Genomic DNA, 25,315 nt, shown 5'->3' on the forward strand with positions numbered 1-25,315 from the left:
CATTTATGGAACTGCGACGGTAGCAACAATCTTATCGAGAACATCATTAACCGTAACGCCCTCAGCTTCAGCCTCGTAAGACAAAATAATACGATGGCGCAATACATTGTGCGCAACTGCTTGAATATCATCCGGGCCGACGAAATCTCGACCGGCTAACCAGGCATGGGCCCTAGCGCATTTGTCGAGGCTAATTGTGGCGCGCGGGCTCGTGCCAAGCGCAATCCATTGAGCCAGGTTAGCATCGAAACGTTCAGGCTTACGGGTGGCCATAATAAGCTGCACTAAATATTGCTCTAGCTCGGGTGCCATATGCAGACCCAGGGCCGCTTTTCTTGCACTAAAGATATCTTCTTGTGAAAGCGTAGGCGGTGTCACAGGAGGAGCAGACAGGGCTTCTCCACGAGTAAGTCTAAGTATTTCCAACTCGGTTTGTGCGTCTGGGTAATCAATATCCACATGCATGAGGAAGCGGTCTAATTGCGCTTCTGGTAGGGGATAAGTCCCTTCTTGCTCTAGCGGGTTTTGTGTTGCCATTACTAAAAACAGTGGGGGCAGCGGGTAAGTTTTACTGCCTACCGTAATTTGACGCTCAGCCATGGCTTCTAATAAGGCTGACTGAACCTTTGCCGGTGCCCGGTTAATTTCATCGGCTAGCACTAAATTATGAAAAAGAGGGCCTTTTTGAAATACAAACTCACCGGTCTCAGGGCGGTAGATATCTGTCCCAGTAAGATCGGCAGGAAGCAAATCTGGGGTAAACTGAACGCGATGAAAATCGCCGTCTACGCCATTGGCTAATGCATTGATAGCACGTGTCTTGGCAAGTCCTGGAGGACCTTCCACGAGCAGGTGCCCATCGGCCAATAGTGCAATAAGAATACTTTTTGTAAGTGCACTTTGACCAATAATCTGCTGATCTAAGTACGCATGTAATTGCTGAAACTGCTGTGCCGCCATAATGCAAACGTTCCGTTAAAATTCTAGTTATAGGAAAAATTTAGTCGTTAAACCTAAGGGGAACTTAGGCATTCATGAAGATTTATACAAAACAGACTATGGTTTTCATATATGGTTCATTTTACCCAATCTCAAGGCCATAAATCGATTCTCATGAAATTCTGCTATAAGACGGTAAAGATTTCAGCTGAAACTATGATGAAGGGGTGGATAATTTGCTATTTTGTTCATTGTTTGTAAAAATTAGGTTCATTACAGGTCAGACCACTTGCAATTGCGTAAGTCTCGGTCATTAACTTAGGTGCAATATGGCTACAAAACAATCAGTTACTACCCGAGAGGGTGATCGCATCGCCATTGTCGCGGGGCTTCGTACTCCGTTTGCGAAAATGGCAACATACTTCCACGGTGTCCCAGCAGTCGATTTAGGTAAAATGGTCGTTAACGAGCTTCTCGTGCGTCATGGCATTAAAAAAGAGTGGGTTGACCAAGTGGTATACGGCCAAGTCGTGCAAATGCCAGAGGCCCCCAACATTGCTCGTGAAATTGTTTTGGGCACCGGCATGAACGTTCATACCGATGCTTATAGTGTTTCACGAGCGTGTGCGACGAGTTTTCAATCCACTGTAAACATCGCTGAAAGTATGATGGCAGGCACTGTCCAGGTAGGTATAGCCGGTGGAGCCGACTCCACATCTGTCTCACCTATCGGTGTATCAAAAAACCTTGCCCGCGCTTTGGTCGATTTGCAAAAGACAAAAACACTGGGTCAAAAACTGAATATCTTTAAGCGCTTAGGCTTAAAAGACCTGGCCCCTGTGCCTCCTGCGGTAGCGGAATACTCAACCGGCTTATCTATGGGGCAAACGGCAGAGCAAATGGCAAAAAGCCATCAAATCTCTCGCCAAGATCAAGACAAATTGGCTCACCGTTCTCATAGCTTAGCGGCAGAGAGTTGGGAAGCGGGCAAACTGTCAGGTGAAGTCATGACAGCTTATGCTGAACCTTACAAAGGCGCACTAGAGCGTGACAATAACGTACGCTTTGACTCTAAGTTAGAAGGCTACGCAAAACTGCGTCCAGTGTTTGACAAAAAGTATGGCTCGGTTACAGCGGCTAATGCTACACCGTTAACCGATGGGGCCTCTGCAGTTGTAATGATGACAGAGAGTCGCGCAAAAGCGCTTGGTTACACACCATTAGGCTACATTAAAAGCTATGCATTTTCTGCTATTGATGTTTGGGAAGATATGCTGATGGGACCCTCCTACGCAACGCCAATTGCCCTTGATCGCGCAGGAATGACATTAAACGATTTAACGTTGATAGAAATGCACGAAGCGTTTGCTGCGCAGACCCTTGCCAATGTTAAGATGTTTGCTAGCGACAAATTTGCCCAAGAGAAGCTAGGACGTACTAAAGCCACTGGCGAAATCGATATGGACAAGTTTAACGTAATGGGTAGTTCTATCGCCTATGGTCACCCATTTGCGGCAACAGGTACGCGTATGATTACGCAGATGCTCAATGAACTGAATCGTAGAGGCGGCGGAACGGGCCTTGTTACTGCGTGTGCTGCAGGTGGTCTAGGTGCAGCCATGATTGTGGAGACAGAATAAGATGAGTCAGGAAATAGACATGACAAATGACGTTCAACCAGCTTCTGGTGCATTTACGCTAACCAAGCAAGACAACGGCGTAGCCATCTTGACAATGGATGTGCCTGGCGAGTCTATGAACACGCTTAAAGCCGAATTTGGTGAAGAAATTTCATCGATGCTTGATGATATTGATGGCGACAGCAGTATTAAAGGGGTGGTGTTAACCAGCGGAAAATCTAACTCATTTGTTGCTGGTGCAGACATCTCAATGCTGGCAGCGTGCGAGAGCGCTGAAGATGCAACCGCAATTGCCGCCGGTGGTCAGGCCATATTTGACCGTATCGAAAACATGAAAGCCACGTTTGTTGCTGCTATTCATGGTCCGGCGTTAGGTGGCGGGCTAGAACTTGCCCTTGCTTGCCATTACCGAATTTGTACTGATGCAGCGAGCACACAAGTTGGTTTGCCTGAAGTGCAACTGGGTTTGTTACCGGGAAGTGGAGGAACACAACGTCTACCTCGCCTTATTGGTATTCAACAAGCCATGAAAATGATGCTAACAGGCTCTTCTGTTAGGGCGAAGCAAGCTAAAAAATACGGCATTGTTGACGATGTTGTTCCCTATAGTGTGTTGCTTGAGGTTGCTGAACAGTTTGCGTTAAAACGCAAGCCTGAGCGTGAAGCGCCACAAAAAGGTCTGATGAACAAAATGCTAGAAAATACCGGGCCAGGTAAAAGCATGATGTTTAAAAAGGCGAGAGAAGCTACCTTTGCGAAAACAAAGGGTAATTATCCCGCGCCTGGATACATTATCGACGTGATTGAAACCGGCGTTAATGATGGTATTCAAGCAGGCCTAAAAGCTGAAGCAGAAGCCTTTGGTAAGCTGGTCATGACGCCAGAATCTTTCCAACTTCGTCAAATATTCTTCGCTACTACAGAGATGAAGAAAGAAAATGGTGTTGAGGGTGTTAAGCCTGAAAAAATGAATAAAGTAGGCGTGCTGGGTGGCGGTTTAATGGGAGGCGGAATCGCTTACGTTACGTCAACAAAAGCCGGTGTCCCTGTACGTATTAAAGATGTGCGTGCTGAGGGGATTGCTAATGCAATGAAGTACAGCTACGACATATTAAATAAAAAAGTCAAAAAACGCTTTATTCGCAATAGTGAAATGCAAAAACAAATGGCGTTACTCACGGGCACCTTGGATTACAGTGGCTATCAGGATGCCGATATTGTCGTGGAAGCGGTATTTGAAGATTTAGATTTGAAGCAAAAGATGGTGGCGGATATTGAAGCTCATTGTCAAGAAAGTACGATCTTTGCGTCCAATACGTCATCTATTCCTATTACGCAAATTGCTGCGAAAGCGGCGCGCCCAGAAAACGTGATAGGTCTACACTACTTTTCTCCAGTAGACAAAATGCCGTTAGCCGAAGTTATTGCACATGAAAAAACCTCTGACCAAGTGATTTCTTCTACCGTTGAGTTTGCAAAGAAACAGGGCAAAACACCGGTTGTAGTTAAAGATGGCGCAGGTTTTTATGTTAACCGTATTCTTGCCCCCTATATGAATGAAGCTGCGAGCCTCATTCTAGCGGGAGAACCTATTGAGCATATTGATAAATCATTGGTTAAGTTTGGGTTCCCAGTAGGGCCTGTTAAATTACTTGATGAAGTGGGTATTGACGTGGGAACGAAAATTATCCCATTCTTAGTTGAAGCCTTTGGCGATCGCTTTACAGCGCCATCTGCTTTTGACAAAGTCCTTGCTGATGGCCGCAAAGGGAAGAAGAATAAAAAAGGTTTTTACTCATACGAAGGCAAAAAGCCGGGGAAAGAAGTGGATGAAAGCATCTACTCATTGCTTGGTTTATCCCCATCCTCAAAACTGAGTGAAAAAGAAGTGGCTGAACGTTGTGTGTTAATGATGCTAAACGAAGCGGCCCGATGTCTTGATGAAGGCGTCATAAGAAATGCCAGAGACGGAGATATCGGCGCTATTTTCGGTATTGGATTCCCGCCGTTCTTAGGCGGACCTTTCCGTTATATGGATACCCTTGGTCTATCAGATGTTGTCGCTCGATTAAATCACTATGCGAGCACCGTAGGTGACAAATTTTCTCCTGCGGACTTACTGGTGAAAATGGCCGAGGGTGGCGAAACATTTTATTAATTTGTAGTTAAAATGTTAAAAGCCGGGCTTGCCCCGGCTTTTTTGTGCGTATGCGCCAAAAGTGATGGTTTATTCATCAATTTTGCGGTAAATTCCGCATCATAAATAACATTAAGTGTCAAATTTTTGGCGTTCAATTAAGAAGTTAACTGCGTTTTTATAGATAGAGAGTGATTACTGAATAATGTGGACAATATTAATGATTAATTTAGTGATCAGCGGTTTACTGTATATTGAGGCGTTAAAGTGGGGAATGCCGGCTAAGCGGTGGTGGTGTGCCGGGGTGGTTTTTGGCGTTGCATCTTTGCCCATGTATAGCATTGCTAAACATATTCATTGGCGCCGTGCCGTAGGTTTCAATAACCTGTATATGGCTGCGTAACACGTCTCTAGGGCCAAAGGTAATCATACCTAATCGCGTATGCCTGACTACCCACAATTCGCCGTACAGCGTGTCTGCGTGTGTAAATCTCCTTCCTACATAGTAAGCATAAAAAAAGAGAGTCTATGCTCTCTCTTTTATGAATACTTCTCAGTCTTAGATAGCGTAAGGCCAGCCCACACCATTACCTGATTTTGGGCGGTAGCTGTGTGGTTGAGACACTGTTTCTTTTTTCTGCTCAGGGGCTTTATCAGCGCCTTCTTGTTTATCAGCAGCAACAGGGGCAGCGGTAGATAATACTAGTGCAACAGCATATTCTTTTAACATTCTCATTTTCCTCTGATTTTTATTTTTGAACAAACAAAGCCGACGGAAAAGGTTTTCATCGGTACAGAGGTATAAGCTAAACTTGTGCCAGTTTTTATTTTGCTTTAAATACAGTGGCTTAAGTTGATTTTTTGAAGGAGAGGCTATTTTATTGACGTTTTTTTGCCGCTTTTGTCTAATAGACTAAAGGAGAGGGTCAAATATTTGAATGCCCTAGCAGGTTGTGTAACTGTTGGTTTTCCGACAGCAGTTTTTCGAAGCGATCGGCATTAATGGGGCGGCTATACAAGAAACCTTGCAGCATTTCACAGTCATAGCGGCGTAAGATACTGAGCTGCTGTTCGTCTTCGACACCCTCAGCTACTACTTTTAGACCGAGGTTATGGGCAATGCTGATAATGGCGGCAGCCATATGCCGGTCTACGTTACTTTTGGCAATATCGTCGATAAACGCTTTATCTATTTTTAGTGTGTTTAGCGGGAAGCGTTTTAGGTAGGCGAGGGACGAATAGCCTGTACCAAAGTCGTCTAACGCTAAATGAATTCCTTTTTCACGAAGCCGGCGCATCATTCTTAGCCCGTTCTCTGGGTTTTCCATCAGAGTGCCTTCAGTAATTTCACACTCTAGATGTAAAGGCGACAGGCCTACTTCATTCAACACTTTGTTGATTCTATCATCTAGGTCGGGCAGTTCGAATTGCTTGGCGGAGATGTTCACGGCCACTCTGCCGGTGAATATACCTTGGTTAACCCAGCGCTTCGTATCCGCACACGCTTTTCGTAAGACTTGTTCTCCAATTTCGATAATTTGGCCGGTCTGCTCGGCCAATGGAATGAATTGCCCAGGGCTTACTATGCCTTTTTCTGGGTGTTCAAAGCGCACTAGCGCTTCCATGCTTACCAACTTCCCAGACGCAATATCTACCTTGGGTTGATAATAAACTGTAAATAAATCATCTTTTATACCTTGGCGGATCAAGTTTTCAATTTGTAACTGTCGGACCGCGTTTTGGTTCATCTCGCCACTGAAGAACTGATAGCTATTGCCGCCATTGTTCTTAGCAAAATACATGGCCGTATCGGCATTTTTCAGCATTTCTTGTGGTGTAGTGCCGTCGTTGGGGAAAAATGCAATGCCAATACTCGCACCTAATACAAATTCTTGTTTATTTATAATAAACGGGCGAGACAAAGTATCGAGTAAATTTTGGGCGTAATGGGTAACGGTGTGTATATCGGCACTGTCTTCCATTAATACACTGAACTCATCTCCCCCTAGGCGGTAACAGGTTGCATTTTTACCAGTAATACGCTGAAGACGTTTCGCAATTTGCTTAATTAAAATATCACCGGTTTGATGCCCCAATGAATCGTTAATCTTTTTAAAGTTATCCATGTCTAAGCATAGCAAGGTGTGTGGTGCGGCTTTCCTGACTAAGTTTTGGTGGCTTGCCTGATAGAAAGACCGATTAGGCAGTTCAGTAAGCGGGTCTGTGTTAGCTAACTTTAATAGCTCTTTTTCGGTACTTTTACGAGAGGTAATGTCGCTAAATACACCTACAAAATGACTGATGCGCCCGTCTTCGTCGTGCACGGCATCAATATTTAGCTCCATCTCAAAGCGTTCGCCATTCATGCGCACAGATTCTACCTCGCCAGACCAATTGCTTTTAGTCCTTAAGGTTTTTTTAATTTCTTCTGTGAACGCATCTGGGTAAAGGTGGAAGTTCATGTAGCTGGCTAAGGCCTGCTCACGGGTTTCTCCCGTGTATTGGCAATAGGCGTTGTTCACTGAAATAAACTTAAATTGCGTGTTGGTAATAAATACGCCTTCTGAAATGTTTTCAATAGAGCGCTTAAACAAATTAAGTTGTTCTTCGGCCTCTTTCAGGTGGTTAATATTTTTTAGCGTTCCTGTCATCCTTACGGGTTGCTGATTGTGGTCCCTTTCAACCACTTTCCCTCTATCTAATATCCAAACCCACTGATTTTTGAAAGTTTTGGCTCGGTAAGCTAACTCGTAAAAGTCACTTTTTCCTTCTAAGTGCGCTCTTAACGCATCTTTGACCCGCTGAATGTCATTAGGGTGTATATTGGCGTCAAAGGCGCCTGTGGTTCTAATGTCATCCTGAGGAAAGTCCAGTGTACCCCAGGTATTAGCCCGATAAACTTGGCCGCGATAAACGTCCCAATCCCACAGCTCATCGCCAGAGCTCCACAGGGTTAGCTTCAACCGCTCTTCAGACTCTTTGATGGCCAATTGATTAGATTTTCTCAGTTGATACTGGCGAATAACAAAGGCAAGTACCACGGTAAGAAGCAGCGCATAAAATACCAATGCAACAGTGTGTAACCAGGGTGGGCGCGCAATTTGAATGGTTAGTTTACGGCTGGGCGACCAGTTTTTACCTGGCTCTTTTGCTTGTACTTCAAAGGTGTAATTACCAAAAGACACATTATTAAACTGGGCAGTGTGCTGTCCCCCAATATTTGTCCACAGTTTGTCATAGCCCGCCAGTTTGTACCTGTATTGCACTTCTTCTGGGTACAAAGGGTTCAGTAAACCAAATGAAATACTAAAGCGAGATTCATGGTGCTCTAGCAGGGTGCTGGACGTATAGGTAATATTCTGTCGACGAGATAATCCTTTCTCTTTTGTTTGGTTTGTGCCAAGTTCAAAGGGAGAAGAGGAGTGCCCGAATACACTAAACTCAAAAAGTTCAGGTAAGCGGGTAGGGGGCATGGCTTTGGTATTTCTTTGGGTTCTTGCTCTTACTTTGTTAAACCCTTTATTTCCACCAAAATAAATGTCTCCCGTGTCAGTGGCTAACACCGCACTTTCACCTAAAGAGTTAAACTCTAACTGAATATTCGACACCGTCGTTATTTCACGTAAAGACGGTAATTCAACTTGGTGTACGCCAGCGCTGTCTGCGTACCAAATAGCATTGTTTATGCCAATGGAAGAGAAAATATAGCCATCTTTATCGTCCCGGGCTTGTTTTCGCACCACGTTGTAGGTTGTTTTATCTAGTTCGACCACCCCGTCAGAACGGGTGGTTAACCAGAAGGATTCTGCTGTTTCATACACGCTATATACCAGTGAATTTAACCCATTGGTAGAATCGAGGCGACGTAAAATTTTGCCGGATTTGGGGTTAAACAAAACTAACCCTTCTTCGTGGCGCAACCATATATTGCCAGCACTGTCAGTGTAAATAGGAAGATGGAACGTATCTTCAATACCAATATCATACGCCGTTATTGCATGTCTGCCAGTGTCGCTGGCAGTTGCTGTCGTATCCACAGAATGCAGGCCTTTATTTACTAACCAAACCCATAACGACTGACCATCGTAATGGATATAGTCGACAAAGTTACCCTCAAAAAAGGTGTCTTCTAAGACCAAGGTGTTTTGCGTGTATTGATACTTTCTAAGGCCGTTAGAGGCGGCTGCCCAAAAGCCATCGTTTCTGTCGATCACAAGGTCCCAATAGGTAACATTTTCTGCTTTTTCTGGGCGAGAAGGGAGGTAGCTAATATTGCCACTGACCTTTTCTAATTTACCAATACCATTTTGCTGTGAAGCAAAGAAAACGCTGTTATCACGGGATTCAGCAAGGCCCCAGATGATAGCGCTTTCCGCGGAGCTTTGTTGGGTGCTGGTGCTCGGGAAGAACTTAACTTGTGAATAGGTTTTATTGTACTTAAAGGCCCCTTGAGAGGTGGCTAGCCAAATGCTACCCGACCTATCTTCGTGTAAAGAAAAAATAAAGTCTTCTGTTAAGCCTGTTAGTTGACCGTTGTCCGCATTGATTCGTGTAAAGGAACTGCCATCAAGTTGCGTGGAGGGGTTGTCAATAAAGTCGGCTATTAAAACGCCATCATTTTTTGAGCTTAGCCATAGCCTATTTCCAACAGTGAGGATGGTAGTAATAAGAACATGACTGTCTGAGCCAAATTCTGAGAATTTAATATGATTAACCACATTGCCATTGGCAGCGAGTACGATGACACCATTATCGGTAGCTAGCCAGTAGTGGTTATCCAGTATCTTAATATCATTGACTGTTGTATCCGTTAAGAAAATACCCCAAGGATTGATTTGGTCACTTTGATAGAGAGTTCCAGACGACTTATCGTATATGAGTGCAAAATTTTGATTAGAACCCACCCAGATTCTGTTTGGTTCGTCAAAAATTACGCGCGTTCCCACTGGCGTGGAATAAAGTTGGGTCACTATTTTTACGACACCCGTTTTGGGGTCAAGAGAATACAGGTACTTGGGATCTGTAAATAAAATCTCGCCAGACTCACCTTGCGCTAAGGCCATCACCGAGTCGAACTTCATTACAGTGTTGTCTTTGGTGAAACGTTCAAAATCGTCGGTTAACGGGCGGTATTTTGCTAGTCCTGAATGCGTGCCTACCCAAAGGTCACCGTTGTCGTCTACCAGTAATTTGTGAATCAAACCACTAGGCAGCGCATTGGGGTCAATATCTGACGGATGATATTGTTGGATATCGTAGCCTGAATAGCGGTTTAATCCGTTCATAGTAGCCAGCCAAATATAGCCTTTGTTATCTTCAGCTACATCAAGCACTACAGTATTGGATAAACCATCTTGTTTATTTAATTCAGTAAATTGAAGGTCAGCGACCTCTATAGCTGTCGCATCGGAGAAAAAAGTTCCGATGATTTGCAGCCACAATATCAATACTGAGCAAGCTAGGGTTGAGCGCACCTACACACCTTTGGCATTACACCTTATCATTATAATTTCTATTAGGACTGGCCGAATCCCTAACAACCAGGATAACAAATATGCCCAATTAAGGTGCTAGCTACAAGGACTTTTTATTTATATGGAAATGATGGTTCAATTGTTGACCAAATACCGATTATTCTTCCCCACTTACCTTTAAAATAGTGAATCTTAGTAATAAGGTACTTGCGCCTTAAACTCAGAGATACTTCTCACCGTTCTTTCTTCCGGTGTCTCTAAGTCCTCAAATTTGCCACTGGCATATAAAATTAGTTCACCACAGTGCTCACGCCTGGCTAGTTTGTGCGCGTAAAGCTGAATCTCTTCAAAGGTTAACGCGTCAATACAGGCCGCTAATTGGCTGTTTCTATTAAAGGCGAGGTCGTGGGTGCCCAGTGCTACCCAAAGACGCTGAGATTTCATCGATAAGGTTAAATCTCTTTCTTCCAATTGTTTCAACATATTTTGTTTAATGGTGGGCCAATAAAAACGGTAAAACTCTATCTCGTCTAATTGTTGAAATAGAAAACTGGTCATGGCATCCAGTAACTTCTTGGGCGAGGTACTTGGGCTTTGCACGTAGAATGCCATACCCGGATGCTGATTGTGAGGAACATAGCCGGTGCCAACGATATAACCTAATTGCTGTTCGGTGCGAAGCGCATTGAAAAAAGGCGCGGCAAGCATTTGCTCTAAGACCATGCATAATGCTGTGTCAGTTAAGCTTGGCGAAGGGGCTTGAAGATAAAGCACCACAGCGGCGTCGTCGTGCTCGCAAGGCACATGATGATATAGGGCTTCGCCAGCAGATAATTTAGACACTGCGCGGGATAGCGGTTTTCCATTTGCGTTTGTGCATTGCGTCACTAGGGCGTCGGCAAAGGTGTTAGCGTGCTCAAGGCTCCAGTTTCCGTGCATAAAACTATCTACGTAATAATGACTAAATGCTTCTTTGCATGTTGCCAGCATTGCCTCGTAGGTAGAGTGAGTGACGGCGTCCAATAACTCAATGGGGGCTTGTGTGTTTCGTTGTATCAGCACGCTAAGGCGAGAGAATAAGCGGTTGGTGGGTTTATTCAATAGCGAATTTTGCAAACTCTGTAATTGTAATTCTTTGTAGTGCTCAAAGCTTTTTTGCGTTGGGGAAAAAGCCGTTACCGCGTCGAGTAACTGATTCACTAATAAGGTTTGCTGCTCGGTAAAGCCCCGAGTATGAATAGTAAAGCCAGCTTGGTGACCATAAATACGGTAATGCAAACCCGCAATTTCAGCGCGATAGTATTTTGCTTGTAGATAATCGTTAAGTGCGCTCAACCAAATGCGTTTAGCAGCAACCGCCGCCAGCGAACTGGAAAATGCCGCCATATCAAATGAGATATAAATATCGCCTTTAGGGCTAAAAAACTGTTGGTCTTGTGCAAACCAAAACCGTAGTCCTTCCTTATCGATTAATTTATTGGGGGTACCATAACCCGCTTCGGGCAGCACCAAATGATACGCGTTGCTCAAATAGGGGTTAGGTGGTGGTAAACGAAGCGAGTCCATGAGAGGAGGATGATTCAACGAATACAGCAGTGAGGGAGAAAGCGGCTTTACACTGTAATGAGCGTCGTAAAATGCGCAGCTTTTATCTGTGAAAACGTCGGGTGATATAATTTTTAAACGTAGGTTTTGAGGCGCAAAAAATGACAGTGCTTCATTAAGCTTTTCTGCGTTAAAGCTACCAATGGTAGAGCGTAAACTATTAATTTCTTTAGGTGAAAATATAAACCGGTGTTGCGCGTATTCACTCACCAAATTTAGTGGTTTCACATTTTCTTCGTAATCGAGCGCCAAAGCAGTAAGTTGCGCTTTTTCTTCATACCGCCAGGGTTCATCGATGGAAGACTTGATCAGCTGAAGGTAGCTGAATAGGGCTGTAAGAATGTCCTCTTTCGCCGCGAGACCTTCTTGTGTTAGCTGAAAGCTTATGTTGAAGTCTTTAAACTTATCGCCCTCAATGCCTGAACCAGCGATGAGATTAACGGCCCAGTTTCGCTGCTTTAGAAAGGCCAGTAAACTACCTTCACCTTCATCGCCAAGTAAATGACTCACGTAATTGAGCGGCTTGGTTTCAACGTCGTTATGAATGCCTGGCAGCGCGAAGGTTACAATCATTCGTCTCGCTTTTTGCAGCGGCTTTATATTTATTTGAATGCCGAGTTGCTGCTTTGTATACAAGTCAGGCCAGTTGTCATTGGCTAATTGGCCCCGCTCTAAGCCAGCAAACGCTTGGGTAATTAACGCTTCTAGTTGCGCTTCAGGTACTGGGCTGGCTACGCACAAACACATATTTGACGCACAGTAATAGTTTTTATGCAGCGTTTTCAGTGCCGTGCGCAGTTCCGCCACACTGAATGCTGAAAATATATTGGTGTTACCAACTGAGAACTTCGTAAAAGGGTGGTGTGGGTTACACGTTTCCTTATGAATTTGATAAAGGCGGCGTAAGTCGTCTTTTTTCTTAAAATGAAATTCGGCGTCAATGGCATTAATTTCATTGACCAAGGCCGTCTCATCCAAGATGGGTTGGCGTATCATATTGGCAAACGCTGGCAATGTTTGAATAATTTTATTGCCATCACAGTGATAGTGGTAATTGGCATATTCGGTGCCAGTCCATGCATTAATACTCCCACCATGTTGCTCAATATAGCTGTTTATAGCGTTGGGCTTGGGGAAGTGACGACTCCCCATAAACAGCATATGTTCAAGCAAATGCGCCAAACCTTGGCAATCTTCAGGGTCGTAAAAGTGTCCCGCTCTCACTGATAAAGATACATAAGACGTATCGCTTTTAGGCTGATGACAAAGCATCACGCGCAGTCCATTTTTCAAGGTGAAGTGATGTGCGCTTTCAAAATCTATAAGGTTGTTCACATGATCTCGATACAAATATTCGGGTCAATAAATTCAGGAAACCGCGAACTTCTTTTCTCCCTGACATGTAATAACACAATTTTATCCCCAATATAGGGTTAATTATGCTAGGCGTAACTTAGTCTCTCTGCTATCGTTAGCGCATATAATTAATAGTATGCGTAATGTTATGTCAGGTCAAAGTAGCAACGACGACATTTATCTCTTTATCATGCGTCACGGCGAAGCTGAAATGCCCCGCCATGATGATAAAAGTAGACAACTAACATCGCTAGGAAGGCATCAGTCAGCAGTAGCGAGTCAGTGGCTAGCTTCCCACTATTGTCAGGATAAAAAGGTGGGGCTTGCGTTGGTTAGCCCTTACCGTCGAACTCGTCAAACCTTGGATACGGTGTCGTTAGACATCGTTGCCGACAAGGTTGAAATAAGTGAGGATATTGTGCCCGACGGTTCAGCAGAGCTTGTCGCAGATTATCTCTCAGCGCGATTACATAGCGCGGCCAACAGTACATCCCCCCTTAAACGCATTTTGGTGGTAAGCCATATGCCGTTAGTCAGTTACTTAGTGGACGAGCTCTGCGAGTCTTACACCACTAGCCTTTTTGCCACAGCGTCGGTGGCCGTTATAAAATATTCTTTGCAAACGCAACGGGGCGAATTGGTCACGCACTACCAAGGCATCTAACTCGTCGCAGGTGTTTAACTCGCTTTGCCATGGTCAGTGATATTTGGCTATTCAACGCCGCACATTTTTAAGCACATTTAATGGAATTAATCCTCTAGAAGTTGGGAATGCGACCGATAACCCTATTGAGAGCGTCAAGGTTTATTCTATTATAGGGCAGGAAATGACTACCAAATCTATTCCTGAACTTCTCAAACGATCACTTCAGTCCCATATGGCTGAGGCTGACCTTCGTGAGGATGAGGAGTTACAGGACATCATGGAGAAACTTTCTTCGCTATCTGACAAGGTGGCCGCCGCAAAAGCGCAAGCACTTGCCAGACGTGCGAGAAAAGCAGTGGATGAAGCTTAATCTGAGGACTGAGATTGAGGTGCAATATAACGTTCAGGCATTACCCGGACGGTTTTAATCATGTTTTCTGATATATCTACAATTTCTAGGGGATAACCGGCTAACCTAACGCTCACTTTGTTTTCTGGAATTTCCTCTAGATATTCCAATAGTAGGCCGTTCAATGTTTTAGGCCCTTCTATTGGTAGATTCCAATCCATTTCTTTATTCAAATCACGAATGTTGGCACTTCCGTCTACCAGTACCGAGCCATCCTGTTGTAAATGTGCTTCTTTACTGTGATCAGGCACCATGCTTGTTGTAAAGTCACCGATGATTTCTTCGAGAATATCCTCAAGCGTCACAAGCCCCATGATATCGCCATATTCATCCACCACTAACGCAATACGTTCTTTTTCTGCTTGAAACTTATACATCAGCGTATGCAGTGGGGTAGACTCAGGAGTAAAGTAGATTTCTCTAACTGCACGCAGCAAGCTCGACTTGGTGAATTGGTCTTTAGACAGCAATCTAAGTGCATCCCGCGCATGGACAAAACCGACAGAGTCGTCAATGCTATCGCGATAAAGTAAAACTCGCGTATGTTGCGCATGGGTCAATTGTTTTTGAATTTTACGCCAATCATCATTGATATCGATGGCCACAATTTCCGCGCGTGGAACCATAATATCTTCGGCGGTGACGTTTTCTAAATCTAAAATGCTGACCAGCATATCTTGGTGTTTTTTCGGAATTAAACTGCCTGCTTCATAAACCACAGTACGCAATTCTTCTCGGCTAAGTGAGTCATCACTGCCATTCACTGGATTTATTTTTAACAGTGCGAGAATGCCATTAGTAATGCCGTTGATAAAGGCAACAAATGGATAGAGGACGGTCAGTAGCGGCAACAATATCACCGAGCTCGGAAAGGCAATCTTTTCTGGGTACAACGCCGCCAATGTTTTTGGCGTCACTTCCGCGAAAATTAATAATATAAGGGTTAGCCCAAAAGTTGCTGCAAATATACCCCAGTAGTCGCCGAATAACCGAATACAGATAATTGTGGCCAATGATGATGCCGCAATGTTGACCAAGTTATTGCCAATAAGAATTAAGCCAATGAGCCTGTCTGGGCGATCGAGCAACTTTTGCACACGTTTAGCGGCACTGTTACCTTCATTTTGTAAATGCTTGAGTCGATAGCGGTTTATCGACATCATGCCGGTTTCAGAACTAGAAAAATACGCAGAAAGTAATATGAGTACGCCGAGCGCGATAAACAGCGTACTCGTAGATATGTCGTCCAACTATTGGTTTCCTATCAGGTAATGGTATTCAAATGTAGTAATTTGAGGTGGGGGTTTCAAGTAAAAAATACCCCCCGTGAGTCACTCTGTGTTATTTACAACAATCAGGTTAGCACAGCCCACTTGCCACTAAAGCAATATTTCTTTGACTAACTTGCTGCCAAAATAGGCTAAAGAAAGCAGCAGGACACCTAACACGGTTAAAATAATAACCTGTCTTCCTCGCCAACCTCGCAATTTTTGGCCAACAAGCAATATGAGGTATACCACTAAAGCGGAGATGGAGAGCACAGTTTTGTGTGCATACGTTTTGTTAAACATATCCTCTAAGAAGATAAAGCCACTTAATAGCGACACAGAAAGTAGACAGGTTCCAGCCAAAATAAGTTTAAACAGAATACCTTCTACCAACATTAACGGGGGCAATGATGAATGAAGCAGTGCCGCACCTTTTTGTTTTAATCGGTAAGTGATGTAAGACATCTGCAACGCATAAAGAAAAGCAATCACCAATGTGCAATAGGCAAACAAAGACAAGCTGATATGAATAACTAAGCCCGGCTGTAGTTCAATATGCATAATATACGACACGGGTATCAGTAAAGAGGCAAGTACACTCAAGCTAGCAAACCCGAATACAACGGGTAATAAAATTAAATTTGGAATGGTACGGGCGAAGACTAACATCGACACAGTGATAATCCACGATACCAACGAGAGTACATTGGTAATACTCATGTTTTGCCCAGTGGCGCCCATGATGGCTTCTAGTAAAAATACCATGTGTGCGATCACCCCAATACCGGCAATCGTCAATCCCGCGGTTTTATTGGGGCCTTCTTGATGTACAAATTTACCTAGCAGCACGAATGCAGACAGCGCATAAAGCAAGGCGGCTGCAAGTGCGATAACAGTGATCATGATTGTTCCTGCAAAAAAATGGTGGCTTACACCAATATGCCGCTATTGATACTGGAAAAGACAGGGAAATTCAACCATCTCCTTGTTTTTCTATAAATCGATCCCACCTAAAAAATTCATTAGATCTTTGTAAAAGCGCAAGGTTGAGCGTGCGTACCAATGAGATTTTTCCTCTCACTGCCTTTCAATTGGCCGTACAAATTAGAATCACAGAATTTGTGTCATTTGACGGTACGTTAACCATGTCTTTTGCGTTACAATGGCGTCATTACGTCTGAAATAAGTAGAAGTTTCATACTATGTTTGAAAATTTATCTGAACGCCTTGGTCAAACGCTTCGTAATGTGAGCGGCAAAGGGCGATTGACTGAAGAAAATATTAAAGAAACCTTACGCGAAGTGCGTATGGCATTACTGGAAGCCGATGTCGCTTTGCCAGTGGTTAAGTCATTTGTTGCACAAGTTAAAGAACGCGCTGTAGGTACCGAAGTCACCAAAAGCCTTAAGCCTGGTCAAGTTTTTATAAAGATTGTTCAATCTGAACTTGAATCAGTCATGGGGGAGGCTAACGAAAAGCTCAATCTCGCCACGCAACCTCCTGCTGTTATCTTAATGGCCGGTCTTCAAGGGGCAGGTAAAACCACCTCGGTGGGAAAACTCGCCAAATACTTGACCGAGCGCGAAAAGAAAAAGGTTATGGTGGTGAGTGCCGACGTTTATCGTCCGGCAGCAATTAAGCAGTTAGAAACCCTTGCTAACGAAGTGAATGTTGCTTTTCATCCTTCAACCATTCTTCAAAAGCCTATCGACATTGTTGAAAGTGCCATCGATGAAGCAAAGAAAAATTTCTTCGATGTACTGCTCGTAGATACGGCGGGTCGATTGCATGTCGACAGTGACATGATGAATGAAATTCAAGAATTACATGGTGCGGTTAAACCGGTAGAAACCTTGTTCGTGGTTGATGCTATGACGGGGCAAGACGCGGCGAATACAGCGAAGGCGTTTAATGATGCACTTCCTCTCACTGGGGTTATCCTTACCAAAGCAGACGGTGATGCCCGAGGTGGTGCGGCGCTGTCTGTTCGCCACATTACCGGTAAACCTATTAAATTTATCGGTATGGGCGAAAAGGTGGATGCTCTTGAGCCTTTCCACCCTGAGCGTATCGCGTCACGAATTTTAGGCATGGGCGATGTGCTTAGCCTCATTGAAGAAGTTGAGCGCAAAGTTGATAAATCTAAAGCTGAGAAGTTGGCGAAGAAAGTCCAAAAAGGCAAAGGCTTTGACTTGCAGGACTTTAAAGATCAGCTTGAGCAAATGAAAAACATGGGCGGCATGATGGGAATGCTTGATAAGCTTCCTGGTATGGGGGCCATGACGGACAAAATCAAAGATCAAGCGAATGACAAGCAGTTTAATCAGATGGAAGCCATCATTAACTCGATGACGCCGGCAGAACGCGCACGACCTGAAATTATCAAAGGTTCACGTAAACGCCGTATAGCGGCAGGATCTGGTACCCAAATCCAAGATGTTAATCGTCTTTTGAAGCAGTTTACGCAAATGCAAAAAATGATGAAGAAAATGTCTGGTGGCGGAATGAAGAAAATGATGCGCCAAATGAAAGGTATGATGCCTCCAGGTGGTGGCGGATTTGGAGGTCCAGGCGGTCCAGGTGGATTCGGCGGCGGTCCAGGCGGTTTTGGCGGAGGAGGCGGTTTCCCTCCGCGTTAGAACATAGTAAGAAGCAGACAAAACCTCAATGTCGAAAAGGCATTGAGGTTTTTTAATCTGGGGTGCCCTTACGTACGACAAAATCCGCAAAGCGAACTTGCTCTTCGTCCGCTCTGAGTTTTTCTATTTCAGCGGTGGAGCGATAAATACCCCATTTAGGGCGAATAAAGTCTTCCTCTGACACGCCTCGCCACATGTCGATATTCGATTCATCTACATCAATAATAACAGCGTCATCACGCAATCGTGTAAGCACCATTTTAAAAGTACCTTCTTCACTGAACGTGGATTGCACAAAGACATGTACCCACTCATCAGCAATATCGCTCCAATTGGTTTTTACCAAATAAACATCATCAGTACGGGTGCCGTCTGGGTTGTTGCCCGTACTGTGCCGCACTTGTAGTTCTTTGCCTGAACTGTCTTTTTCTACTGCTGATAATGTGATGACGGGTTGGTCGTCATTGCCATTGCTGTCATCTTCGCTATCGTTACGGGCTTTCAATTGAAAAAAGTGACTAAACTTGCTGGTGAGCGACATTTCACTGGAAACATGAAAATACCATTCGAATTGCATGGTTTCATCTTTAAATCCCAATACCTTATTGTCGCTTTTGTCATAACTTTTAATTTCATTTCGTTGACGGTCCGATTGAACGCCATTGTTAAAATCTAAGTCTCGATGGGCTAGAAACACAAAATGATCACCTACTATATCGTCGGTATCTTCTACAATATGCGGTGTGTCTGTGTGATCTCCCTCAAAGAGGTCCGGGGCCTCAATACTACCCTCTGCGAATACGGCTTCTATGCGTTCATAAGTATTGTCTGGCGTACCGGGGCCATCGGCACTCAGTGTTACTTCACTTAAGCTGGTAAAGCCGGTTTCTACACTATTGTCTGTAGGCGGTGGCGTGGTCTCTTCGGAGGTACTGTCATCTGAAACTGGGCCTGTATTGGCCGTGCTAGTTGACCCTCCGCCACCACATCCCTTTATACAAAGCATGAGTAATGCCACTGCGATAAAATAAATAACCACTTTATATTCGTTATCAAAGGCGTTTTTTCGGGCAGGCTTTTTCATTTTTGTTAGTCAGATGTTTTTAATTGGTATAATAATGTTATTAAATTGGTAATAGATCAAGCGTTTTATTGGTTAGGTTTGTTAGAGGTAAGTAGGGCATGCTTGTGTTTCGTATGGCCTGAATGAATGCCTCAGCAGGTTGAGTAAAAGTCCGCAACAAGCATTGAAAAAGGGGAATGCAGGCTAAAAAGTGATCGCTTAATACTGTGAATCTCTTCTCTGCAATAAACCATCTGTGAAAACACCCGAATTCGTAATACACTCCACGGTTAGCTAAACGTTTTATTCGCCTTGTGGTTAGCATTTGCATACCGACGTTAAGGCACACTTTGCACATCATGCCCAACAGTAAATCGTGTGCACAGTGAATTTATTTATAGGAAGTATATGGCAGGCTTAAATCGTATTATTCTTATCGACACCCACCTTCCCGGTGTGGTTGAATTAAAGCTTGATGGTCACACAAACATCTGCGGAACCAACGCTTCGGGAAAAACGACACTACAACGTTTAATCCCTGTTTTTTATGGCGAGTATCCAAGTCGTGTGGTTCCGGCCACCCGAGATAGCTTTGAACGTTGGTACTTGCCTCGGCTTTCTAGTTTTATTATCTATGAATATACCCGCGCTGAGGGCGATTTATGTCAAGCGGTATTAAGTTCTAATGGTACAGGGGTTAATTACCGCTTAATTGGGAAGCCCTTTGCTATTGAAGACTATTTAATTGCCCAGAAAAATGGCAAGCATGCCAGTGTTAGTAGTGCTGAATTAGCCCGCGCAATGAAGCGCAACAATACGATGGTGACCAGTTTACTCACCACAAAAGATTTTAGAGCGGTTATTCAAAATGACCAAGGGGCGCTAAATCAAAGTAGCAATGCACGAGAATTACTTGGCTACGCTAAAATATTCAGCCTTTGTGCACCGTCGAAACACATGCGTCACATTGAAAAGTTGGCGAAAGCTGTGCATTCCAAAGAAGGGAAGATGGAAACCATCAAAGCGATGATCGCGGCTATTTTGGAAGAAGATGGAGTCACGCCGCCTACCTCGGGTTTAAGTCGTCACAGAGTTGACGACTGGATTAAAGAGTGCCAGTTAATCAAGCAGTTTGATCATATTCGCCCGGAATTTAGCAAGCTTGAACAAGCCGAAATGGCGCTAACGAGCACTGAGCAAGTTCTCGCAAATTTAAAGCACAGCTTTGAGCTTGATAAAACCTTTCTCGCCGCGCGGGTGGAAAGCACGAAAAGTGCCCTAGATGACAACAGTTTTCAGCGTAAACAAACGGATAGCGAGTGGAGTGACACACGAGATCATTTAAACCAAGTCATTTCATCTGCGCGAGCCGATGTAGAAAAATTTACCAGTGAACTTGATACCGTCGAACGTGAATTCGATAAGTGGCAAGATGAGAACATAGAGCAGCTTAAAGATGATGTTGCTAATTTATCTCAATGGTACAGCGCCCGAGAGTTAGCTGAGGGGCGTTATCAATTATTAACCGAGAAACATCAAGATATCGAATCGGCATACAACAAGCGCATCGCGGAGTTAGGTGAAAAGCTGTCTATTCGGTTAGAAGAAATGTCGGCGGCACGGCAAGAGGCGGCAGAAAACAAAGCACAGCAGCAGCAAAGTGAAAGAGAAGCCTTAAGTAAAATTAGAGATGATTACTCGGGGCAACTAGCAACATTGCAAAGCGACTATTCAGCCACGGAAAATGCACTAAAAGTGACCGAGGCCGAACTAAAAGCGTCATTGACCAATGCAGGATACAATGAATTTGAACAGTCGCAATTAGACTTGCTTGATGCTGCCATCAAAGAAGCTTCGATTAATGAAGATTCAGCAAGAGCGGAATTGAGACTTGCCCAACAAGCCCATAACAAAGCCATTGAATTTCGCAAAGAGTGTTCACACGCGCTAGACAAAGCGCGCCACGCTTTCCAGCAGGAAGAAAAAGCGGTAAATAAGATAAATGGCTTACTTTACCCAGGCGAAGGGTCGTTATTAGAGTTCCTACGCGCCAACGTTGATGATTGGGAAGTTTCATTAGGTAAAGTCATTCGCCCCGAACTTTTAGAGCGCACCGATCTTACCCCCACAATGCGTAGCCAAACGGCGGAAGAAGCCAGCAGTTTTATGGGCGTTGAATTAGCGCTATCGGCGCTGGAGACACCCGATTACGCATTAACCGAGCAAGCGCTGAAGCAACAGTTACAAGAAGCCGAAGTTCGTCAAGCTGCGGCATTGGCGGCGCAGAATGAATGTGAGCAGCGACTGGCAAAAGCAAATGAAGACGTTCGAAATGCTGAGCTTGTGGTGACGCAAAAAGATAACGGCGTGAAAAGTGCAGAAGCCACACGAAAACGAGCGCAACAAGACAGAGACAGCGTTTTAAGTGAATACCAACAGGCACTAACTGCCCGTAAGAAGAAAGCAAAAGCTAAACTTGAAGCGAATCAACAACAGCAAAAACAAGCTAAAGCACAATTTGAGCTTAGCCGCGACGAAATTAAAGATCAGCAACGAGAAGCTGAAACAGAACATAAGTTTCATTGGCAGCAATTAATAGCAGATAGTGAAGCACGCCTATCACAACTCGATAGCGATATGCGCAAAGCTAAAGACAGTGCCACGCAAGATAAAAAAGATATGCAAGACTGGCTGGAAAGTGAGCTTAGTCATCGCGGTGTCGATGTGGATGAAATTGGCCAACTGAAGAAACACATCAATAAACTTAAAGATGATATTTCACGCACTGAAACCCATCGTCACAAAGTGGCTGATTACGATCGCTGGTATAAAAATACGTTCACGACGCAAAAGGTGGTTTGGCAAGAAGGACTGTCTAAAGCGCGTAAATTACTGGGCGAATCAGAACGTAACTTAGCGGCAAAACAAAGCACTTATAAAGCAACGCGAGAGCAGTTACAAGACCTCCACGGGCAGCTAGAATCTACACTCAAAACCGCCAGCGAATACCTAGAGCAAGTGAATACACTAAGTAAGGCATTGGCGAAGCTTACATTACAAGCGGGTGAAGAAAGTAGCGATATCAAACATGATGATATCAGTATTGGCCAGCGTATTTCACAAGTACAAAGCCAATTACAAGAACGGGATAACTTACTCAGTGACATCCGTGCCTACGTGGAACGCTTTGACCAACTTATTGCCGCCCAAGCGGGTACAGGTTTGTCTGACACATGGGAGCGGGCGAGGGAAGAATGCGCCACCATTAATGCTCATGGCGTTAAAAGCTTTGATCATCGTCGTATGGTGAAGCACTTATCGCAGCTGTTAAATGTCATTGTGCCGCAAAAACTCCAGGGCTTGCGCGAACAAGGCCGTATTTTTGGCGCAGATTTGTCACAATACTATTTTGTGTTGGCCGACATCGATAAACGTATTGTGACGCAAAGCAAGCGTATTACCCAAGAAGTTGATAGCGAACTCTTCTTAGATGGCGTTTCCGATTCAGCCGTTAAAATTCGTTCAAAAATAAGTGAACTAGAGTTCTGGCCAGAACTAGAATACTTCCGCAAGCTCTATCAAGATTGGATGGAGGCTGGTGCGAATACCCTGCCGGATGACGAGTACGGAATGAGTATGCGTAAGGTATTAGATATTTTAGGTCGCGCTGCACTCACAGGCGGTATTAATAAGTTGCTTGATATCGAGTTACATTTGCGTGAAGGCAATAGTGACCTAATTATTCGTACCGACCGTCAATTAAATGAGTCTTCCAGTCATGGTATGGCCTACCTTATTCTGTGTAAGTTTCTCCTCGCATTTACCCGTTTGTTGCGTGGAGATGTGGACGCTACCGTGCATTGGCCCATAGATGAACTTGGCACGTTACACCAAAGTAACGTGAAAAAGATATTTGATGCGTGTCAGAACAATAATATCAGTGTGGTGGGGGCGTTTCCTAACCCTGAATCAGAAGTACTTACACTGTTTAGAAATCGTTATCTCATCGACAAAGTCACTCGACAATTGCAAGTGGTTCAACCAAAAACAAGCGCCATTGCCGAGCGTTTGAAAGCCAAGCAAGTTGGTGAGCCGAAAGGTCAGGAGGCGTCATTATGATGACAGAACAAGGTTATGTATTGAGCGCACTATTGCAAGGTGCATTCATTTGCCAAGTGACAGACGAAGAAGCCTGGCGCTTTTTGAAAAGCAGAGACAATGCGCAACAACTTGAACCTCATTTAAATTTATTGAACCGTACGTTATCAACCACCGCTGACGGCGATGTTTTCTTCGCCAGTTACCTCACTATTGGGGAACCAGAGCGGAAAGTTCTGACACAGCAATTTCAGGACACTGCATCAAATTTGATCCCCTTGGTTGAATGGCTTTTATTGGTTCAACAGGCCAGCGAGTCAGATATGCCGGTGACTATGGGCAATGCTATTCGTTTGAATGAGCTACAAACCACCATCGAAGATACGCCTGCGTATGCAGAGCAGTTAGAGAAAATTTCTCGTTATCGCATGTTTGGTTCAACCAGTGTCAATCTTGACGGACAGCTTAAACAAGTCTTTAAGCGGCTGACAGAATTAGGTTATTTGTCGAAACCTAACTCGGAGAAGCAAATTTATTTAGCCACAGGTAAGGTGGAACATCTTTATGAGATGATTCGTTTTATCGATGAAACGGAAGCCCTGAGTTTATCAGAACAGGCGGAGGCGGCTATTTCGCAAGGAAGCTTGCTATGAGCCAAGTTCTTATTCAAGCCGGTACAAAGCTACTCAATGCCCTAGGGCGGCATAGTGAGCTTATTATGCAGGCTTATATCAACGGCACTGTTAACGAGCAAGATTACTCGCCCAAAATCCTTGAGCAACTGGTGCAATTGGGTGTGCTTTGGCGGCCAGACCCTCAAAGTGAGTTACGCTTAAAAAGCGCGGTAAGAACCTTACTAGAAGGCAGTTTACAAGATGAGCGGAATCGCACCATCAATGCCAATATTGGAGCCTCGCTGGCAAGCCTTAAAACCTTAGCGGAACATTACAAAGAGTCACTTCACTATAATAAATATAATGAAGCCGCTGCTTATATGAGCGATTTGACTGAGCATGTTTATCAGCTATCAGAGTCGCTTTCAAACAGTGTTCGAGTCATGTTTAGCCGCATCAACAATGAATTTGGTTACGTGTCATCGGTTGATGCAAAAATACGGGAAAACGAGTTAGCGCAAGGGCAGGTCACAGATTTACTGTCTCAATTAGAATGCTTCCGTTTTGATGAATTGAGTGAAATTGCAGGCTCAAATAGAGAGCTTCGACACTTGCTGGTGGTTTCTCTTCAGCAACGGTTTTCAAAGGCCGCACAGGAACTGTCTGTGGTACAAGCAAGGTTGCTCGACCTGCTGGGCCGTTTTAGAGAGTTTAGAGGGCGCACTCGATTGCTCAAAGGGTATTTGTTGCATATGGAGCAGCAACCGGATTTTGTTCCAGGCAATTATGCGAATTTAACCCACGTGCCTGTATTGTTTAATCAAACCGCCAGTATTATTAAGCCTGCTTCGGTTGACGTGAATAGCGTTGAGCATGAAGAAGATTACCATAGTATGGTTGCTTCATTATCCCATATTCACAAGCGTCAAGGACAGCAAGAGGCCGAGAATAAACAACAGGATATTGACGTAACAGAGCAGTCAACAGTGGCGCTTGAGAAGGATCCACTGCAAGCGGCAGTAGAGGAATACTTCTGTGATGTTATTGACTCAGGGCAGCCTAAAACTGCGCTGACCTATTACCAAGAGAAAGCGTTAAGTTTCGATAAAGAGGTATGGATTTATCAGGTAATTGGGGGGTATCAAGCCTTAGCCGACCAGGAAAAACAATTTTTTGCGCTAGATCCTCATGGAGAAAACGATAAAACCTATACGGGCAACTTCTACATCAATGATATAACGCTGGGCCTCCGTTAAATTCAAGGCGCGCTGCATGTTAATCGCTAATGGTAGCGCGCCACCCATTAGTCTGAAACATTGTACAACCCTAGCCAAAATGATGAGTTTCTCTGCTTGGCTTTTCAATGAAATCTTCTATACTATTTACTCGTTTTTACAAAAACTTAACATGATGAACTAAATTGTTCA

16 protein-coding genes are annotated in these 25,315 nt (G+C 44.2%); 9 read left to right on the forward strand and 7 right to left on the reverse strand.

Annotated features, from left to right (window positions below):
* Window positions 1-3 precede the first annotated feature (3 nt).
* Window positions 4-960, reverse strand: coding sequence for an AAA family ATPase (locus EP13_RS06315; RefSeq protein ID WP_044056552.1), 957 nt, complete (start codon window positions 958-960; stop codon window positions 4-6).
* 308 nt (window positions 961-1,268) lie between these two features.
* Between EP13_RS06315 and fadI the strand changes: the two genes are divergently transcribed.
* From fadI to EP13_RS06330, 3 genes are all read left to right on the forward strand, one after another.
* The gene (gene fadI / locus EP13_RS06320; RefSeq protein ID WP_044056553.1) at window positions 1,269-2,579 is read left to right on the forward strand and encodes an acetyl-CoA C-acyltransferase FadI; all 1,311 of its coding nucleotides are present in this window, start codon (window positions 1,269-1,271) and stop codon (window positions 2,577-2,579) included.
* Window positions 2,580-2,598: 19 nt separating this feature from the next.
* Window positions 2,599-4,737 (forward strand): fatty acid oxidation complex subunit alpha FadJ, encoded by a 2,139-nt coding sequence (gene fadJ, locus EP13_RS06325; RefSeq protein ID WP_044056554.1) that lies wholly within the window; start codon window positions 2,599-2,601, stop codon window positions 4,735-4,737.
* Between the two features lie 199 nt (window positions 4,738-4,936).
* A complete protein-coding gene (locus tag EP13_RS06330; protein WP_231497932.1) occupies window positions 4,937-5,119 on the forward strand; it encodes a hypothetical protein in 183 nt (60 codons plus the stop codon).
* 156 nt (window positions 5,120-5,275) lie between these two features.
* On the opposite strand, the gene EP13_RS19295 is transcribed toward EP13_RS06330, so the two are convergent.
* The 3 genes from EP13_RS19295 to EP13_RS06340 all read right to left on the reverse strand — a co-directional run bounded on the left by EP13_RS19295 (window position 5,276) and on the right by EP13_RS06340 (window position 13,130).
* Entirely contained in the window at window positions 5,276-5,446 is a 171-nt protein-coding gene (locus EP13_RS19295) for a hypothetical protein (protein ID WP_172655504.1), read from the reverse strand.
* 196 nt (window positions 5,447-5,642) lie between these two features.
* Window positions 5,643-10,190 (reverse strand): EAL domain-containing protein, encoded by a 4,548-nt coding sequence (locus EP13_RS06335; RefSeq protein WP_044056556.1) that lies wholly within the window; start codon window positions 10,188-10,190, stop codon window positions 5,643-5,645.
* A gap of 192 nt (window positions 10,191-10,382) precedes the next feature.
* A complete protein-coding gene (locus EP13_RS06340) occupies window positions 10,383-13,130 on the reverse strand; it encodes an insulinase family protein (RefSeq protein ID WP_044056557.1) in 2,748 nt (915 codons plus the stop codon).
* 169 nt (window positions 13,131-13,299) lie between these two features.
* Between EP13_RS06340 and sixA the strand changes: the two genes are divergently transcribed.
* Both sixA and EP13_RS06350 read left to right on the forward strand, forming a co-directional pair.
* The gene (gene sixA, locus EP13_RS06345; protein ID WP_231401150.1) at window positions 13,300-13,815 is read left to right on the forward strand and encodes a phosphohistidine phosphatase SixA; all 516 of its coding nucleotides are present in this window, start codon (window positions 13,300-13,302) and stop codon (window positions 13,813-13,815) included.
* Between the two features lie 163 nt (window positions 13,816-13,978).
* Complete coding sequence (locus tag EP13_RS06350) at window positions 13,979-14,167, forward strand: hypothetical protein (protein ID WP_044058795.1); 189 nt, start codon at window positions 13,979-13,981, stop codon at window positions 14,165-14,167.
* Here the strand turns inward: EP13_RS06350 and EP13_RS06355 are convergent.
* Together EP13_RS06355 and EP13_RS06360 are read right to left on the reverse strand one after the other, a co-directional pair.
* A complete protein-coding gene (locus tag EP13_RS06355; protein WP_044056558.1) occupies window positions 14,164-15,456 on the reverse strand; it encodes an HlyC/CorC family transporter in 1,293 nt (430 codons plus the stop codon). The two genes, EP13_RS06350 and EP13_RS06355, sit on opposite strands and share 4 nt — an antisense overlap.
* A 129-nt stretch (window positions 15,457-15,585) precedes the next feature.
* Window positions 15,586-16,377, reverse strand: coding sequence for a cytochrome C assembly family protein (locus tag EP13_RS06360; RefSeq protein ID WP_044056559.1), 792 nt, complete (start codon window positions 16,375-16,377; stop codon window positions 15,586-15,588).
* 299 nt (window positions 16,378-16,676) lie between these two features.
* On the opposite strand from EP13_RS06360, the gene ffh reads away from it, so the two are divergent.
* On the forward strand, window positions 16,677-18,113 hold the full coding sequence (ffh, locus tag EP13_RS06370) for a signal recognition particle protein (protein WP_044056561.1): 1,437 nt from the start codon (window positions 16,677-16,679) through the stop codon (window positions 18,111-18,113).
* A 52-nt stretch (window positions 18,114-18,165) separates the two neighbouring features.
* Here ffh and EP13_RS06375 read toward each other — a convergent pair whose 3' ends face one another.
* Complete coding sequence (locus EP13_RS06375) at window positions 18,166-19,197, reverse strand: hypothetical protein (protein WP_052364312.1); 1,032 nt, start codon at window positions 19,195-19,197, stop codon at window positions 18,166-18,168.
* Window positions 19,198-19,584: 387 nt separating this feature from the next.
* Between EP13_RS06375 and EP13_RS06380 the strand changes: the two genes are divergently transcribed.
* From EP13_RS06380 to EP13_RS06390, 3 genes are read left to right on the forward strand one after another with little or no spacing between them, the layout of a single operon-like run.
* Entirely contained in the window at window positions 19,585-23,295 is a 3,711-nt protein-coding gene (locus EP13_RS06380; protein ID WP_044056563.1) for an ATP-binding protein, read from the forward strand.
* A complete protein-coding gene (locus EP13_RS06385) occupies window positions 23,292-23,927 on the forward strand; it encodes a condensin complex protein MksE (RefSeq protein WP_044056564.1) in 636 nt (211 codons plus the stop codon). The genes EP13_RS06380 and EP13_RS06385 overlap by 4 nt, the downstream gene beginning before the upstream one ends.
* Window positions 23,924-25,144 carry a hypothetical protein gene (locus tag EP13_RS06390; protein ID WP_044056565.1) on the forward strand — a complete coding sequence of 407 codons (1,221 nt, stop codon included), beginning with the start codon at window positions 23,924-23,926 and terminating at the stop codon, window positions 25,142-25,144. The genes EP13_RS06385 and EP13_RS06390 overlap by 4 nt, the downstream gene beginning before the upstream one ends.
* Window positions 25,145-25,315 lie beyond the last annotated feature (171 nt).

The sequence above is a fragment of the Alteromonas australica genome (genome assembly GCF_000730385.1).
GTDB classification, from domain to species: Bacteria; Pseudomonadota; Gammaproteobacteria; order Enterobacterales; family Alteromonadaceae; genus Alteromonas; species Alteromonas australica.